This is a genomic window from Arcicella rigui (assembly GCF_034929435.1).
Taxonomy (GTDB): Bacteria; Bacteroidota; Bacteroidia; order Cytophagales; family Spirosomataceae; genus Arcicella; species Arcicella rigui.
In genome coordinates this window covers 205764-220969 of sequence record NZ_JAYFUM010000006.1, presented here as the reverse complement: position 1 = coordinate 220969, position 15206 = coordinate 205764, and the positions used below count along the sequence as shown (strand labels likewise).

General features: G+C 34.9%; 16 protein-coding genes. All 16 read left to right on the top strand.

From position 1 onward, the window contains the following. The first annotated feature begins 5 nt into the window (after positions 1-5). Positions 6-1535, top strand: coding sequence for a hypothetical protein (locus tag VB248_RS05900; RefSeq protein WP_323295819.1), 1530 nt, complete (start codon positions 6-8; stop codon positions 1533-1535). 11 nt (positions 1536-1546) lie between these two features. Then, the gene (locus tag VB248_RS05895; protein ID WP_323295818.1) at positions 1547-1888 is read left to right on the top strand and encodes a hydrogenase maturation nickel metallochaperone HypA/HybF; all 342 of its coding nucleotides are present in this window, start codon (positions 1547-1549) and stop codon (positions 1886-1888) included. Positions 1889-2083: 195 nt separating this feature from the next. Then, positions 2084-2803: a hydrogenase nickel incorporation protein HypB gene (hypB, locus tag VB248_RS05890; protein WP_323295817.1), complete on the top strand. Its 720-nt coding sequence runs from the start codon at positions 2084-2086 to the stop codon at positions 2801-2803. 75 nt (positions 2804-2878) lie between these two features. After that, positions 2879-5176, top strand: a complete 2298-nt coding sequence (gene hypF / locus VB248_RS05885; protein ID WP_323295816.1) for a carbamoyltransferase HypF — start codon at positions 2879-2881, stop codon at positions 5174-5176. A 12-nt stretch (positions 5177-5188) separates the two neighbouring features. After that, positions 5189-5449 (top strand): HypC/HybG/HupF family hydrogenase formation chaperone, encoded by a 261-nt coding sequence (locus VB248_RS05880; protein WP_323295815.1) that lies wholly within the window; start codon positions 5189-5191, stop codon positions 5447-5449. Positions 5450-5508: 59 nt separating this feature from the next. Further along, complete coding sequence (gene hypD, locus VB248_RS05875) at positions 5509-6618, top strand: hydrogenase formation protein HypD (protein WP_323295814.1); 1110 nt, start codon at positions 5509-5511, stop codon at positions 6616-6618. A gap of 14 nt (positions 6619-6632) precedes the next feature. Beyond that, a complete protein-coding gene (gene hypE, locus VB248_RS05870) occupies positions 6633-7676 on the top strand; it encodes a hydrogenase expression/formation protein HypE (protein ID WP_323295813.1) in 1044 nt (347 codons plus the stop codon). After that, on the top strand, positions 7670-8815 hold the full coding sequence (locus VB248_RS05865; RefSeq protein WP_323295812.1) for an NHL repeat-containing protein: 1146 nt from the start codon (positions 7670-7672) through the stop codon (positions 8813-8815). Before hypE ends, VB248_RS05865 begins: the two co-directional genes overlap by 7 nt. A gap of 29 nt (positions 8816-8844) precedes the next feature. Then, positions 8845-9483 (top strand): sulfite exporter TauE/SafE family protein, encoded by a 639-nt coding sequence (locus VB248_RS05860; RefSeq protein WP_323295811.1) that lies wholly within the window; start codon positions 8845-8847, stop codon positions 9481-9483. Positions 9484-9485: 2 nt separating this feature from the next. After that, complete coding sequence (locus VB248_RS05855; protein WP_323295810.1) at positions 9486-9725, top strand: hypothetical protein; 240 nt, start codon at positions 9486-9488, stop codon at positions 9723-9725. Next, positions 9712-10269: a bifunctional nuclease family protein gene (locus VB248_RS05850; protein WP_323295809.1), complete on the top strand. Its 558-nt coding sequence runs from the start codon at positions 9712-9714 to the stop codon at positions 10267-10269. The genes VB248_RS05855 and VB248_RS05850 overlap by 14 nt, the downstream gene beginning before the upstream one ends. A gap of 205 nt (positions 10270-10474) precedes the next feature. Next, on the top strand, positions 10475-11575 hold the full coding sequence (locus tag VB248_RS05845) for a caspase family protein (protein WP_323295808.1): 1101 nt from the start codon (positions 10475-10477) through the stop codon (positions 11573-11575). Between the two features lie 12 nt (positions 11576-11587). After that, complete coding sequence (locus tag VB248_RS05840) at positions 11588-12193, top strand: hypothetical protein (RefSeq protein WP_323295807.1); 606 nt, start codon at positions 11588-11590, stop codon at positions 12191-12193. 1 nt (position 12194) lies between these two features. Then, positions 12195-13061, top strand: coding sequence for a hypothetical protein (locus VB248_RS05835; protein ID WP_323295806.1), 867 nt, complete (start codon positions 12195-12197; stop codon positions 13059-13061). 5 nt (positions 13062-13066) lie between these two features. Further along, the gene (locus VB248_RS05830; RefSeq protein WP_323295805.1) at positions 13067-14107 is read left to right on the top strand and encodes a hypothetical protein; all 1041 of its coding nucleotides are present in this window, start codon (positions 13067-13069) and stop codon (positions 14105-14107) included. Beyond that, on the top strand, positions 14104-15201 hold the full coding sequence (locus VB248_RS05825) for a hypothetical protein (RefSeq protein ID WP_323295804.1): 1098 nt from the start codon (positions 14104-14106) through the stop codon (positions 15199-15201). The genes VB248_RS05830 and VB248_RS05825 overlap by 4 nt, the downstream gene beginning before the upstream one ends. The last annotated feature ends 5 nt before the right edge of the window (positions 15202-15206 follow it).

The following is a 15206-nucleotide window of genomic DNA, read 5'->3' as shown; positions in this document are numbered from 1 at the left end:
TGGAAATGCTGAAAATATTTGTTGATTCAGAACAGTTTGAAGAAGTAAAAAGTATCATTCAACACATTGAAAGGCTGGATGAAGTAGTTTCAGTACAAGAAAAAAATGCCCAAAATGAGCCAAATGAGGATTTTGGTTTTCTGTCAGTTCATAAGCACAAAATTCATTTGCCATTGGACTGGGCAAATCATTTGCCTCCTTATCTTTTCCCTTTTTCTTTAGATTTTACGCAAAATAATGTACTTGCCTTGGCTTTTATGTTGTTGGGAAATTATGAAAAAGCCTACCAATTTGCTTCAAGCAACGAAACATTATTACAAGATATTGACATGATGAACTGCCTGCAACATGGAGTTCCCTTCATGTTGGATTTAGAAAATTCGGTGATAGAAAGTGACGAAGAGCAGTATCGTTTTTATCATAATGCCGCTATCAAAGCACATTATGGCGAACTAAATCATTTTTTTCATGTAAGTAATACCAAAAACCTCTACAAAAAAGCCATAGAATTAGCTCCAAATGATGAGTACAAAGCCTTTTCAGCCAAGCATTTAGCTACTTTATTGTTAGACCTCGACGAACTCAGATTAGCCGACGAATTCCTTCAAAGAACTTTAGCACTCAACATTTCAGATTGGGCAAAAATGGAATTGCTCACACTCTGCAATAGCCTTTGGATGAAGCAGTTAGTAGTTCCTTACGACACTGATTTATTAGAAAAAATCAAACAAAATCTTGCAGAACTATTACAATTTTATGAAGCAAGAGGAGCAAAAATTTCTGTGGCTTTATTACTGATTGATGCCTCGCATATTGCCAATATTACCAATAGTTTTACTGAATCTTTGGGATATATCAGCAAAGCGATTCATTTATTAGAAGAAGAAAATCTCCCCGAATTTTTAGGGAATGCTCAATTCCGAAAAGGTACTTTACTTTTTACTTGGGCTCAGAATGGCAATCCGCAGTTTTATAAAGGTGCAATGGAGGCTTATCAACAAGCCTGTAAAGTTTTTACCAAAGAAAATCATCCAGCAGTTTTTGCAGAAATACATGGCTACTTGGGCGTAATCTACTCCGAAATTCCCGACGAAGCCAAAAAGAAAGGCATTTGGGCGGCGGTTTCTACGAGTTCATTCAAAGAAGCTTTGTCGTATTTTACCAGAGAAACGCATCTTTACGAGTACGCAATGCTGTGTAATAATTATGCCAATGCACTTACGAAATTTCCTTCGGGCGTACTTACCGACAATTATGCCAAAGCGATGGAGTTTTACGAAGAAGCTCTTGAAATCAGGAATGCCATAGAATTTCCTTACGAAAGAGCTTTGACACTCTTGAACTATTTGGAAGCGTGTTGGTATGTTTCGCAAGACGAAAGTGAGCAGGCACAGCAAGCACTTTATCAAAAAATGTTGGCTGCAGCCAGTGAAATTGAAAATTTGGTTGACGATTCAGCCTTGATTACTTGTGCCAACGAACATTTAGTAAGACTAAAAGAATTGGCTGAAATCAATGATTTTGTGAATCGTTAAATGATAAATGTATGCACGAAATATCTTTAGTAAGAAATATTTTCAAAACGCTGGAAGATGAATTTCCGACAGATTTTGACAAAATAAGAAAGATTCACTTGACTGTCGGGATACTTTCAAATGTTCAGCCGATTTTGATGCAAAACGCTTTTGAAGCCGTACTTCAATCAGAAGAAAAATATCAGCAGACGAGTTTAGAAGTTGAAGTTTTACCCATTTTGGCTCATTGCAATTCTTGTGATAAAACCTTTGAAGTACAGCAATATAAATTCGTTTGTGAGTGTGGACTTCCAACAAAAAATATCATTCAAGGCGAAGAATTGCTGATAAGTAAAGTAGAATTTGAAGAATAAAAACTATTTAGTTATGAGTTTTGAATTATTAATTATGAGATACTAAAATTGCTGATTTGTGATTTCTGAAGCGGGATAAAATACTTCTAAAAAATTTTTTCAGCATAAATCCGATACCCGAAATCTGAAATCTGAAAGCAAAAATCTAACAATCTTTCATAACTCATATTTTCAAAATAATAATCCAACAAAAAGATGTTAAATCAAGCAAAACCAAAGTCAAACCAAGCATCTGTTGGCTCGGTAAAATGTGAAAATACAACCCTCAATTTGCTAAAAGTCAATGATTTTGTAGCAAAAGCGGTACGTGATAGACTTCCTAATATTTTGGTTATCAATGTTTGTTCTTCGCCCGGAAGTGGTAAAACTACTTTGATGCAAGAAACAGGCAAAAGACTAAGAGGAAAAATCAATATGGCGGTTTTGGTTGGCGACCCAGAAACGGAAAGAGATGCCATTCGTATGCGAGATGTGGGAATTAATGCACTTCAAATTGTCACGGGCGGAATGTGCCACATTGAAGCTCAAATGATTTACCAAGCCCTCGACCACATTGACCTAACAGACGTAGATTTGCTTTTTATTGAAAACGTTGGAAATCTTGTTTGTCCTGCGGCTTTTGATTTGGGCGAAGACGTAAGAATCACACTTTTGGCAAGTACCGAAGGCGACGATAAACCTAAGAAATATCCAAGAATGTTTTTGACAAGCGAATTGATGATTGTCTCGAAATCTGATTTATTGCCTTATGTGCCTTTTTCGGTAGAAGCCGTAACAAAAGACGCAAGAGAAGTAAATCCAGACATTGAAGTAATCACTATTTCAAGTTTGAATGGAACAGGTATGGACGAATGGTGTGAGTGGCTGACGGCTAAAGTAGCGGAGAAAAAAGGAGTTTTAAATTATGAATTATGAAAAATGAATTTTTAGAATCAGACCTAAATTTTGGGTGTGGTTCATAAAAAATGGGTTAAAAAAGCATAGAATTTCTTGGAAATAGATACTTACATAGCAGAGCAAACCTTTCAAATTCATCTTGAAGGCATTGTACAAGGCGTTGGTTTCCGACCTTTTGTGTATCAACTTGCCCGAGAATTTGGCTTTCAAGGTTGGGTGAATAATACCAAAAAAGGCGTTCAGATTTGTGTGAATGCTGATGCTGAAAGTATTCAAGACTTTTATGAAACACTTTTGAAAAATATTCCGAAAAATGCTTTTGTCACAGCTTCGAGTGTTGAGCTTGTTGAAAGAGAAGTATTTCAAGATTTTGAAATCAAGCAAAGTGCGCATGAAGGGAAAACCAATATTCTATTAACGCCAGATTTAGCGATTTGTCAGGATTGTAGAAGCGAAATCCATTTGATGACAGACAAAAGAGCCAATTATGCTTTTACCACTTGTAGTCATTGCGGGCCAAGATATTCTATTATTCAAGCTTTGCCTTATGACCGACAAAGTACCAGTATGGGTACTTTTGAAATGTGTCCGAATTGTAAAAAAGAGTATCAAAATCCAAGCAACCGACGATTTTTTGCTCAGACGAATACTTGTCCAGATTGTGCAGTTGAAATGCGTGTTTTTGAAAACAATTCCGCAATAACATTGGCACAAAATGAGATAATTCCTTGGCTCGTTGAGCGAATCAATGCAGGAAAAATCATTGCTATAAAAGGAATTGGAGGTTATTTGTTGATGGGCGATGCCAATAATTTGAAAGTAGTAGAAAAGTTAAGAGTAAGAAAATTTCGCCCAAGTAAACCTTTTGCTCTGATGTTTCCAACGATTGATGAACTCGAAAAAGTAGCTGAAATTCAAGAAGATGAGCAAGCACTATTGACCTCATCGGCTGCACCAATTGTTTTGTTGAAATTAAAAAAAGGGAATGATTCTTTCGAGGCAATTGCCCCAAACTTGAAACACATTGGTGTAATGTTGCCATATAGCCCTTTGTTTGAAATACTCAGTCAACAATTTGGGAAAGCTTTGATAGCCACCAGTGGGAATATTAGTCATAGTCCAATTGTTTTCAAAGACCAAAAAGCTTTGGAAGATTTGGCAGAAATTGCGGACATCATTGTGACAAATAACAGAGAAATACTTGTTCCGCAAGATGATTCAGTAATAAGATTTACAAAGAACAACCGACAAAAAATTATCCACAGAAGAGCAAGAGGATTTGCTCCGAATTATTTTTATGGGAGTTTTAATACGCATAAAATCAATACTTTAGCAATGGGAGCTTCTTTGAAGTCAACCTTTGCTTGGCAAACTGAACAGAACCTTTACGTCAGTCAATATTTAGGTGATTTAGAAAGTTTTGATACTCAAAATAACTTTCAGCAATGTCTCGAACATTTTGAAAAAGTATTAGAAGTTCAGCCACAAATTGTTTTGATAGACCAGCATCAAGCTTATTTTTCAAGCATTTTGGGTTTGCAAATGGCTCAAGAAAAATCAATTCCAGTGGTTATTATTCAGCATCACAAAGCCCATTTTGCAGCGGTGTTAGCCGAAAATAATTTATTAGATACCACAGAAAAAGTATTAGGCATCATTTGGGATGGTACTGGTTTTGGTGAAGATGGCAACATTTGGGGCGGAGAGTTTATGTTTTATCATGCTGGAAACTTCGAGCGTCAGGCTCATTTTGCTTATTTTGAAGCCATACTTGGCGACAAAATGCCCCGTGAACCACGCATTTCTGCTCTGTCGCTTTCGCATACTTTGCCAGAAGTAGAACAGTATTTAAAACCCAAGTTTACTGAAAAAGAGTACGAATTATACAAAAAAATACTGAAACAAAACCAATTAAAAACCTCAAGTATCGGGCGACTGTTTGACGGCGTCGCCTCGATTTTGTCTATCATCGACAAAGTTTCTTATGAAGGTGAAGCTGCCATTTTGTTAGAAGAAATGGCTTTAGATTATTTAGAAAATCATGATTTTGATTTTAAAGAATTTTATTCTGTAAAAATCATTCAAAACCAAGTACAAACTACTGATTTACTTCAAGGAATTATTGAAGATATAAAAGCCAAAAAATCAGTAGGATTTATCGCTGTTAAGTTTCATTTTTCTTTAGTAAAAATCATTAAAAATATAGCTACGCAAAGTAAAATTCAGCACTTAGCTTTTAGTGGCGGAGTATTTCAAAATGCTTTATTGGTCGATATGATTATCGACCATTGTGCAGAAAAATTTAAATTACATTTTCATCAACAACTTTCGCCCAACGATGAATGTATTTCATTTGGTCAGTTGGCGTATTTCTCATTAATCAATAATTAAATTCATAAAACCATGTGTTTAGCGATTCCCGGTAAAATAAAATCTATTGAATTACAGTACGATGGCAGAGTTCGGATGGCGAAAGTAGTCTTTGGAGGTATCGTAAAAGAAGCCAGTTTAGACATGGTTCCTGATGCCCAAATTGGCGATTATGTACTCGTTCACGTGGGCGTTGCGATAAGTATTGTCGATGAAGAAGAAGCCCAAAAAACTTTTCAATACTTGAGTGAAATTGGGGAAATAGATGAGTTGGTAGAGAGTTGTCAATTGTGATTGGCTGTAAGCTTTAGGCGGTAGGCATTTAATAACGAAGAAATTTAACGAAATAAAAAATGAAATTTTTATCAGAATACCGAGACCCACAATTGGTTGAGCAGTACCTCAACGAATTACATAAAGTGACTACTCAGCCGTGGACAATCATGGAAATTTGTGGCGGACAAACACATTCTTTGGTAAAAAATGGCATTTTAGATTTACTTCCTCAAAAAATCAGAATGGTACACGGCCCTGGTTGTCCAGTTTGCGTTACTCCTCTGAATTTGATAGATAAAGCGGTGTATTTAGCAGAAGAAAAAGGTGTTATTTTATGTTCGTTTGGTGATATGATTCGAGTACCCGGTTCACAAAAAAGCCTTTTGGAAGCTAAAGCAAATGGGGCAGATGTACGCATTTTGTATTCGCCATTGGAAGCGGTAAAATTGGCACAAGAAAATCCAACAAAAGAAGTCGTATTTTTTGCCGTTGGTTTTGAAACCACTGCACCAGCCAATGCTCTTTCTGTGGTATATGCCCAGCGATTAGGCTTGAAAAACTATTCAATTCTTGCTTCTCATGTACTTGTTCCGCCTGCCATGGAAGCCATTATGAATGATGATGAAGCAAGAATCCAATCATTTTTGGCAGCAGGACACGTTTGTACGATTATGGGTTTGGCGGAGTATTATCCTTTGGTTGAAAAACATAAAGTGCCGATGGTTGTAACTGGTTTTGAGCCAATTGACTTGCTACAAGGTATTTTGATGACCGTTAAACAATTAGAAAAAGGAGAAGCAAAATTAGAAAATCAATACAGTAGAGTAGTAAAAGCCGAAGGAAATCCTGCGGCACAAAAAACAATTGAACAAGTATTTAAAATAGCTGACAGAGAGTGGAGAGGAATCGGTACGATACCTAATTCTGGTTGGGAAGTAAGAGACGAATTAGCGGAATTTGATGCCAATCAGAAATTTACCGTTAATATTATAAAAGTACCCGAATGCCCAGATTGTATCGCAGGTTTGGTGCTGAAAGGTATCAAAAAACCTTATGAGTGTAGTCAATTTGGCAAAAAATGTAATCCAGAAAAGCCTTTAGGTGCTCCTATGGTTTCGTCGGAAGGAGCTTGTGCGGCGTATTATCATTTTAAAAATGTGGGAGAAATGGAAATGGCAGAAGCCTAAAAATTATGGAAAAAATGAAGATTGAACTCCAATGTCCGATGCCACAATTAGATTTTGAGGTCATAACACTTGGACATGGAAGTGGTGGAATATTGACGAATAAACTGTTAGAATCTGGAGTTTTTAAATTACTCAGTAACGATTTATTAGATGAAAAACACGACGGGGCAGTTTTTAATGCTTCTGGTAAAATGGCATTTTCAACCGACAGTTATGTGATTTCACCGATTTTCTTTCCGGGAGGAAATATCGGCGAATTAGCTGTAAACGGAACGGTGAATGACTTATCAATGTGCGGAGCGATTCCAGCTTACTTGTCGCTAAGTTTTATTATCGAAGAAGGACTAAGTATGAAAGACTTTTGGCAGATACTTGTTTCTATTAAGTTCGCTTGTGAAAGAGCTGGCGTTCAAATCGTAACAGGCGATACCAAAGTAGTGGAAAAAGGCAAAGGAGATAAAATTTTTATTAATACTTCTGGCATTGGTACGGTTCATCCCAAAGCAGAAATTCATATAAAAAGGCTTGAAGTGGGCGATAAAATTATCGTAAGCGGAAACATCGCAACGCACGGCATGGCAATTATGTCGGTTCGTGAAGGACTTGAATTTGAAAGTACAATTCTCAGCGATACTTGTCCTTTAAACCATACCATAAAATCTTTATTAGATGAATTCGGTACAGATATTCATCTACTTCGTGACCCGACCAGAGGTGGTGTGGCGACGGTCTTGAACGAAATAGCAAGAGATTCAAAAACTGGAATCAATATTCATCAAAAAGCCATTCCTGTTATCGAAGAAGTAGCTTCCGCTTGTGAATTATTGGGTTTAGACCCACTTTATGTTGCCAACGAAGGTGTTTTTTTAGCCATTGTCAAAGCTGATATTGCCGATAGTTTCCTTCATTCACTAAAGAAATTAGACTTTGGAAAAGATGCTGCCATTATTGGTGAAGTCGTTGCCGAACATCAAGGACAAGTAATTTTGACCAGCAAAATAGGAGGGAAGCGAGTTGTAAATATGTTAGTAGGAGAACAATTACCAAGAATATGTTAATCTCATTAACCAATTCGCCCTCGACGGGTGGCGGAAGTATAGATGCCTCATTGCCTTCTTTACCCAAAATGACTCATCATCATTTAGTTTTTAAAGGAAGTTTGCATAATCCATTATTAGCTCCCAGAGGTGTTTGGTCGGTTGATGGAAAATTGATGGTATCGGATACGGGACAAAATAGAGTTTTTATTTGGAATGAAATACCTACAAGTGAATTTGAAGAACCTTCGCTTGTGTTAGGGCAAATTGAAACGACCGATACAGGTAGAAATGCAGGACATCAAGTAAATGCAAGTACTTTGCAATATCCTTCGGGGATTTGGTCGGATGGTAAAAAGTTGATTATTGCAGATGCTTGGAATCATCGGGTTTTGGTTTGGCATTCTATGCCAAGTACTAATGGACAAGCAGCTGATGTAGTAATTGGTCAGCCTGATTTTATGAGTAATCAGCCAAATAATCACCAAATTGGAGCAAATCCAACTGCCCAAACCTTGAATTGGCCTTATGGCGTTTTTTCTGACGGTACTCATCTTTGGATTTGTGATACAGGTAACAGAAGAGTACTTTTTTACGAAAAAATTCCTACCGAAAATTTCAAAGCGGCTGATGAAGTAATCGGGAAAAGTAATTTTTTTGAAAGAGATTATGAAGATTTTCAACCGATTTGGCCTTATTCTGCCAGAATTAATGAAGCGGGACAAATGGCAGTTGCGGATACACAATATTACAGAGTATTGATTTGGAATGACTGGCGAACAGCTAATCAACAGAATGCGGATGTAATTATTGGTCAACCAGATTTTTCATCAAATGGTCAGAATCAGTACAGCCTTTTTCCAAAACCAAATGCAATGAACTGGCTTTATGATACTTTTTTCTATGAAAAAGGAATTTTTGTAGTTGACACTGGCAACAGCAGAGTATTATGGTTCAAGGAAGTACCCAAAGAAAATAATGCTTCGGCAGATAACGTACTTGGGCAATTTGATTTTAATACAGGAAGCGAAAATTCAAATACAAAATTAGGAACAGATAAGCAGTTGTATTGGCCTTTTTCAATTTGCGTAAGCAAGCAAAATTTAATTTTAGCAGATACCGGAAACCACCGAGTAATACTTTATCAAATTAAAAATTAAGAGAGTATAGCTCTATCAACGTAAACATTATGGATATAACTTTGCCAATTTTATTTGCCTCGACGGTTGGTTTTGGTCACGCTTTTGAAGCCGACCATTTGGTGGCCGTTAGTAACCTTGTGAGTAAACGTAACAAAATTGAATTGGCTATCAAAGATGGAATTTTTTGGGGCTTAGGGCATACTTCTACTATTTTATTGGTTGGAAGTATTGTCATACTTGGTAAACTTACTTTCAAAGAAGAAGATTTTCGCTATGAAGAAGCAGGCGTAGGCTTGATGTTGATGTTATTGGGCTTTTTCAGAATTTTTAAAATATTAAATAACAAAACAAAATCACAAGAAAACCAACCCCATTCTCATCATCACTCGCATCAAAATTTTTCATTAGCTTATGGAGTAGGGGCAATTCATGGGCTGGCAGGAAGTGGAGCTTTGGTACTTTCTGTAATGACGCAAATCAAAGGAAATGCTAATATGCTCATTTATTTATTGACCTTTGGTTTGGGTTCTATTTTCGGCATGATGGTAGCTTCGGCATTTTTTAGTTTTCCTTTTTCGAGCAAAGTCACACAAAATAAATGGGTAAAACTTACCTTGTCAGTAGGTTCATCACTTCTTTGTTTGGTGATTGGTTTTAGTATTTTAAAACAAAATCTTTCTTTTTAAAAATGGCAGTACAATACAATGAAACAGATTTTGTACTTTATGCTTTTGAACAAATGGGCATAGCAGTCATTGAAAAAAATGGTAAATTTATTAAGCTTCCTCAAGGCTTTGTTGTTGAAGTAGAAAGAAGAGATTTATATCGACTAAGTGTTGATGGGTTTGTTATTTCGCCCTTTGATGATATCGGAAATTTATGTTCATTTATTAAAAAAAACCTTTCTACTCAAGATGAAGAAAATTGAAGTTTCTATCGTAGCCATGGCTGAAAGCCAATCTAAGTCAGGTCATTATGTGATGGTTTTAGAAGACCCAAAGTCTAAACTCAGAGTTCCGATTATCATCGGAACAGCCGAAGCACAGGCGATTGCGATGCCTATTGAAAAGATTTTCCCACAACGTCCACTCACACATGATTTATTCCATAATGTTTTAAATCAGCTTCAAACCAAGCTCAAAGAAGTCATTATCAATGCCTTCGAGAATGATATTTTTCATGCTATTCTTATTTTTCAGGATACAAAAGGAAGTATTATTCAAATTGACGCTCGCCCTTCTGATGCCGTAGCTTTAGCAATACGATTCAATTGCCAGATTTATATCGACGCATTTGTCTTAGAAACCTGTGGCTATGCTATCGACGAAAAAAGTAGAGAAAAAAAAGGTTCTTATGCCGAATACACCTTGGCAGAATTGGAAGATTTATTAGAAAAAATCCTTAAAAAAGAAGACTACGAAAGTGCCACCAGAGTTCGTGACGCTATTGAAAGAAGAAAGGGATTGAAATAAAATTACCTTCAAATTTTTGATAGGAAGTAATTCCTGACTATTGATTTTTCTTTGAAAAAATCACTGCATTTCAAATCATTTATCCCCTCTCATTTTCCCATTACGGAGAAATAATCATATTTTTTTGAGATTTGGTATTACAAAATTGCAAGTCGCTCTATTTCGACTTGTAAACCAAATTTTATTTACCCTATCTCAACTATTTATGAAAGTACGATACTTGCTTTTTATTATTTTCTGTTGTTTCCTTCAAAAATCCGTTGCTCAGACTTTCAGAGTAATCATAATGGCTGATGTAAAAGATCCTAAAATTGGGTTTAGTTGTACCCGAGATTTGGCTGCGATGGATTCTGTTTTTCATAAAATTGCTTATAGTCTTGATTATCAGTACAAAAGCATCGTCATCACTAATAAAAATTTTAGCAAAGTAGGACTTGAAAAAACTATCAATGAATTGACCGTAGAAAATCAAGATGTACTTGTTTTTTATTATTCAGGACATGGTTTTACAAGTCCAACTCAAATAAGCGAATTTCCTGTACTCTATTTACCAGATAGCGAAGAAACTACTTTGGAAGCTATACACAAAAAACTTAAAAGTAAAGGGGCAAGATTATCAATCACCTTAGGCGATTGCTGTAATAATTTAATGTTGGCGAATCAAATGCCAATGGTAAAACCTTTACAGTTTCGTTCAATTTTTGTTGAGAACGACATCTTACGCATACTCTTTAAAGACTCAAAAGGCGATATTTTAATTTGTAGTGCTAAAAAAGGTGAAAGAGCATTATGTCATACAAATACAGGAGGATGGTATAGTTCAGCATGGCAAGAGGCACTTTCGCATGCTCAGAATAGTAATAATACCATCACTTGGGAGACTTTTTTGCAAGATGCGGATAGACGACTTCAAGATAAAGTCAAATTTGAAAATCAGGCTGGAAAGCAACATTCAAATTGGAGAGTTGTGCTGACCAATGCTAAACCTGAAAATAAAACTGCAGCAAGAGTAAACTTTAGTGACATGAATCGCTTCTTGAACACATTAGCCGACGAATCGCTCGATTATACAGCAAGAGAAAAATTACTGTCTCAAAAAAGAAACCTATACTTTATGCCAGAAGCTGAGGCACATGAGTATGTAAACATAATTGACAATAATATGAGTCCCGTAGATCTTGACCTTTTTTTAGATAAAATACTTGTTAATCCATCACTTATTAAACAAATAAATGTTGTCGAAAAGCTTTCAGTTTTTAGTAAAGATGGTCGTTATCAACAAATTACAGTGCAGGAAATCAGATAAAATTTAAAAATTATGAAAAAAGTAGTCTTCACATTAATTATAATTCTTTTGTTTTCAGTTGCTAAAACAAAAGCTCAATCCCAATCTGTCGGACCTGAACAACTCAAAGAATTCAAGGAATTGACTAAACAAAGAGTAAATGATTTAACACATTATATTCAGCAGATTGGGGATAAGTCTTTGAATGACCGTCTTCGTCAGAAATCAATCAAATTAGCGATTAGCCTATTTGACACCCTCAATTATGACGAAAAAGGAAGAAAAATTTTAAGAATGCCCACAGTTCAAGTTTCCAGAAAAGATGGTACGGTTGAGAATATACCCATAAAAACATATTTCAATAATCTATACAAACTACCTCGTTTTCCTAAAGTGGAAATTACTTCCTACGACCTTTCGTATTGTTCAGATTTTGAAAAAGGAGCGGATGGAAACTATCATGCTACTGCCTATTATTATCAGGAGTTTAAAGGCTTTGATAAAAATGAACAACTTCTTTATCATAGTAAAGACCGAAAAGCCATCGAAGTAACCGAAAAACCTAATGCAAAAGGAAATTTTACAATTCTATTTGGAAACATAATTGTTGTTGAAACTATCCAGATGCCTAATGAATAACATGAAAATTTGCAAAACATTCATATTCCTTTTGCTTTCATTTTTAAGTAAAGCTCAAGAAACTAAAGTTGAAAATATTAAAGATTCAACCTCAATCATCATTCACAAAAAAACGAGACCAGAAGCATTTATGCTCTGGCAAGTGAAAAGCGTAAGTGAATTTATTAGTCGCTTCAATTACCAAACTTATATTGATGGTAAAGAAATGACAGATTCAATCAAGAATATTTTTCCTCGAAATCATTATCTAATGAAATTATTTAATGAAGATGATGAGAGGTTGATGAATAAAAAAAGTAAATCGAATTATCCCCAAAATATTAGGCAGTTTGTAGAGTCCGTTTGTGAATCAGAGTCAAAAATTTCTCCCAAAGCAGCTATTCAAGCAACTTTAGTTTTGAACGGTAATTATTTAGGAAAAGCTACGAAACTCAAGATGATTTTAGAAAAAACATTCAACCTAAAAGATTCTACGGTTTCATGGCGAATAAAGCACATTCAATTACCGGCAGAAATTGTACAAAAAGAAGTTGCTAAAAAAACTACGACACCCGATTTAAAGTCGGACACTCTACGAACCAAATATAAAGGACTTTATCCAAATGCTCAGGATGTAGCTTTTATTTCATTAGTTCAGGAATTAAACGAAGCAAAAAGAGTACTTCCCTTAGTATCACCTCAAGCAACTATTACCAAAGAAATTACTCAGCTCGAAAATGTTTTACAAAGTGGAGATTTAACAATTCAGCACGCCAGCAACATAACTTTAAAAATGTTAATAAATTCTCGCTATCAAATAGAATTACAGGAGTTTATACGTGAAAAGGAAAACTCTGGCTGGCTAATTAGCAACTTGATAATTCACTAAACCTTATGAAAAAAGTAGTTCTGAGTATTTTATTTATTTGCTTTTTTTCATGTCTCAACGGACAATCAAAAGAGGAAAAACATCAAGCAATAGTTGATAGTGTAAAAGTTTTTTTTAAAGCTTTTTCTTCAGATTTTCAAGAGTTAGGCTATGAATCGGATTCTCTAAAAATCAAAACTTTAAAAAGTAATTTCATACATAAGTATTTCAAGGATGATGAATTTATTTTTCCGAATCTGATGGAAGATGATGCTGTATATAGAGAAAAACGTCCGACCCTTTCAATAAATAATTTTTTTAAAATGTTACCTTTTGCTTACTGGCAGGGATTTCAATTTATAATTGATGGCGAGCAAATCAAAATTCTATCTGTTAAAAAGAGTTTTGGGAAATTAAAAGAAATAGAATGTCTAATACCTGTTAAGCTTTGGGGAATAAAAGCAAATAGCAGAAAAGCAAATAGAATAGGAGAGTTCTTAAAAGTCACGCTTGCTACTTATCAAAAGGGAAATACCGTACAAAAATTTGTCTTTCAGAAAGTTTTATTCACTCAGCAATGGATTTTTGACGAACCTCTCACAAATATCGTATTGCAAAATATACAAAATGAACTTGTTGAGGATTTAAAAACACTCCTCAAAGTTCAAAAAAATGATAATAAAAGAAAATTGATTTGTCAGAAACTACAAAATGTGTTGAAAAATGATACAATTTTTCTTTACAGAAGTGATAAGGTTTTGAAGATATTGAGTATTAATGAATGTGCCAAAGGGAATTACCCAGACGAGCTTTGGAAAATGTCGGGAGTTGAATTGAAAAGTTTCGACCTAAGTTATGTCACAGACATTCATTTATCTGAAAATGGACAATACATTGGATTACGTAGCCGCCTTCAAAAAGTGAACACACAATCTTCTGAAAAAGCTCAATGGATGAAAAATAAGCAAAATGATTATGTGATAGTATCTACCGAAGTCGCTCAAAGGCAATTGAGTTATTGGCAATTATCAAATGTATTTATTCAAACTTTAATTAAACAAAAATGAGACATTACTTTTTTCACAGAGCCAATCGTTTATTTGTTGCGATAGGTGTATTAATAAGTTTATTGAGTCTAAATTTTGATGAAGATATTGTTAATTCACACGAGAAAGCGATTGATAAAATGTTGAAAGCTTATCAAAAAGACTTGAATACACTAATTCCATTATTGGTAAAAGACCCATCGAGCAAGAAAAATATAGAATTTGTACATCTTTATTTTGTTAACGATTCGGTGCTTGTAGCAAATCATGTAATGCCCGGAAGAGTAAAAACTGATAAAAGTGTTGAACATTTAGCCGAACTTAATAGCTTTAAACCTTCTGAATTACTATCGCTAATTGCTGGTACTTATCAGCAATCATTCAAATTTCAGTTGAATAGAGACGCAGTTGAGTATAAACGCTTGTCTTCAACTGGTAATAAAAATCAATATAAAGTAACACTCCCACTCTATCTTGAAGGACATATCAATAATGCAGTCTCTGTTGAGTTATACGACACACTTACATTTATTACAGATGTAAATTTTGATATTAAGCAAAATATTAATTCAGTAAAAATTTCAAGCATCTTACACAAGGGAAATTTAATTCACCAAGAACAAACTACAGAAATAGTAAAGTCTAATCCTGTTGTTTTGGATTCTATCATAGACTGGTCACCAGAAAAGAAAATCAAAGCATTTATGTCTTTTGTCGATGCAGTTAAAGATGAAAAAGTTACCAAAGACACATTAGAAAAGATTGAAGCTACTAATGATATACTCTTTGATGCCAGTGGGTATATCAACTTAATTTCAAAAGAAGGTAAATCTATTCAATTAAGTAAAGAAGACTTTTTGAAACGAGTAGCCACAACAAAAGGGAATTACGAACTATTAAATTCATCAATCAGTCTATATGACTTATTTCGCAAAAACGAATACGGAAAGTGGTTTTGTAGAATTACTACTTATCACGATGTACAGCGTTTTGAACAAAATGAAATTGTTGCAGGAAAAATAACAACTGTATTACGAATGCCTACCAAGTATAGTTGTATTTCACAAAAAGGGCTTTATTATCAGCTATCTGAGTTGAAGCTAAAAGAGCTGTAAGTATT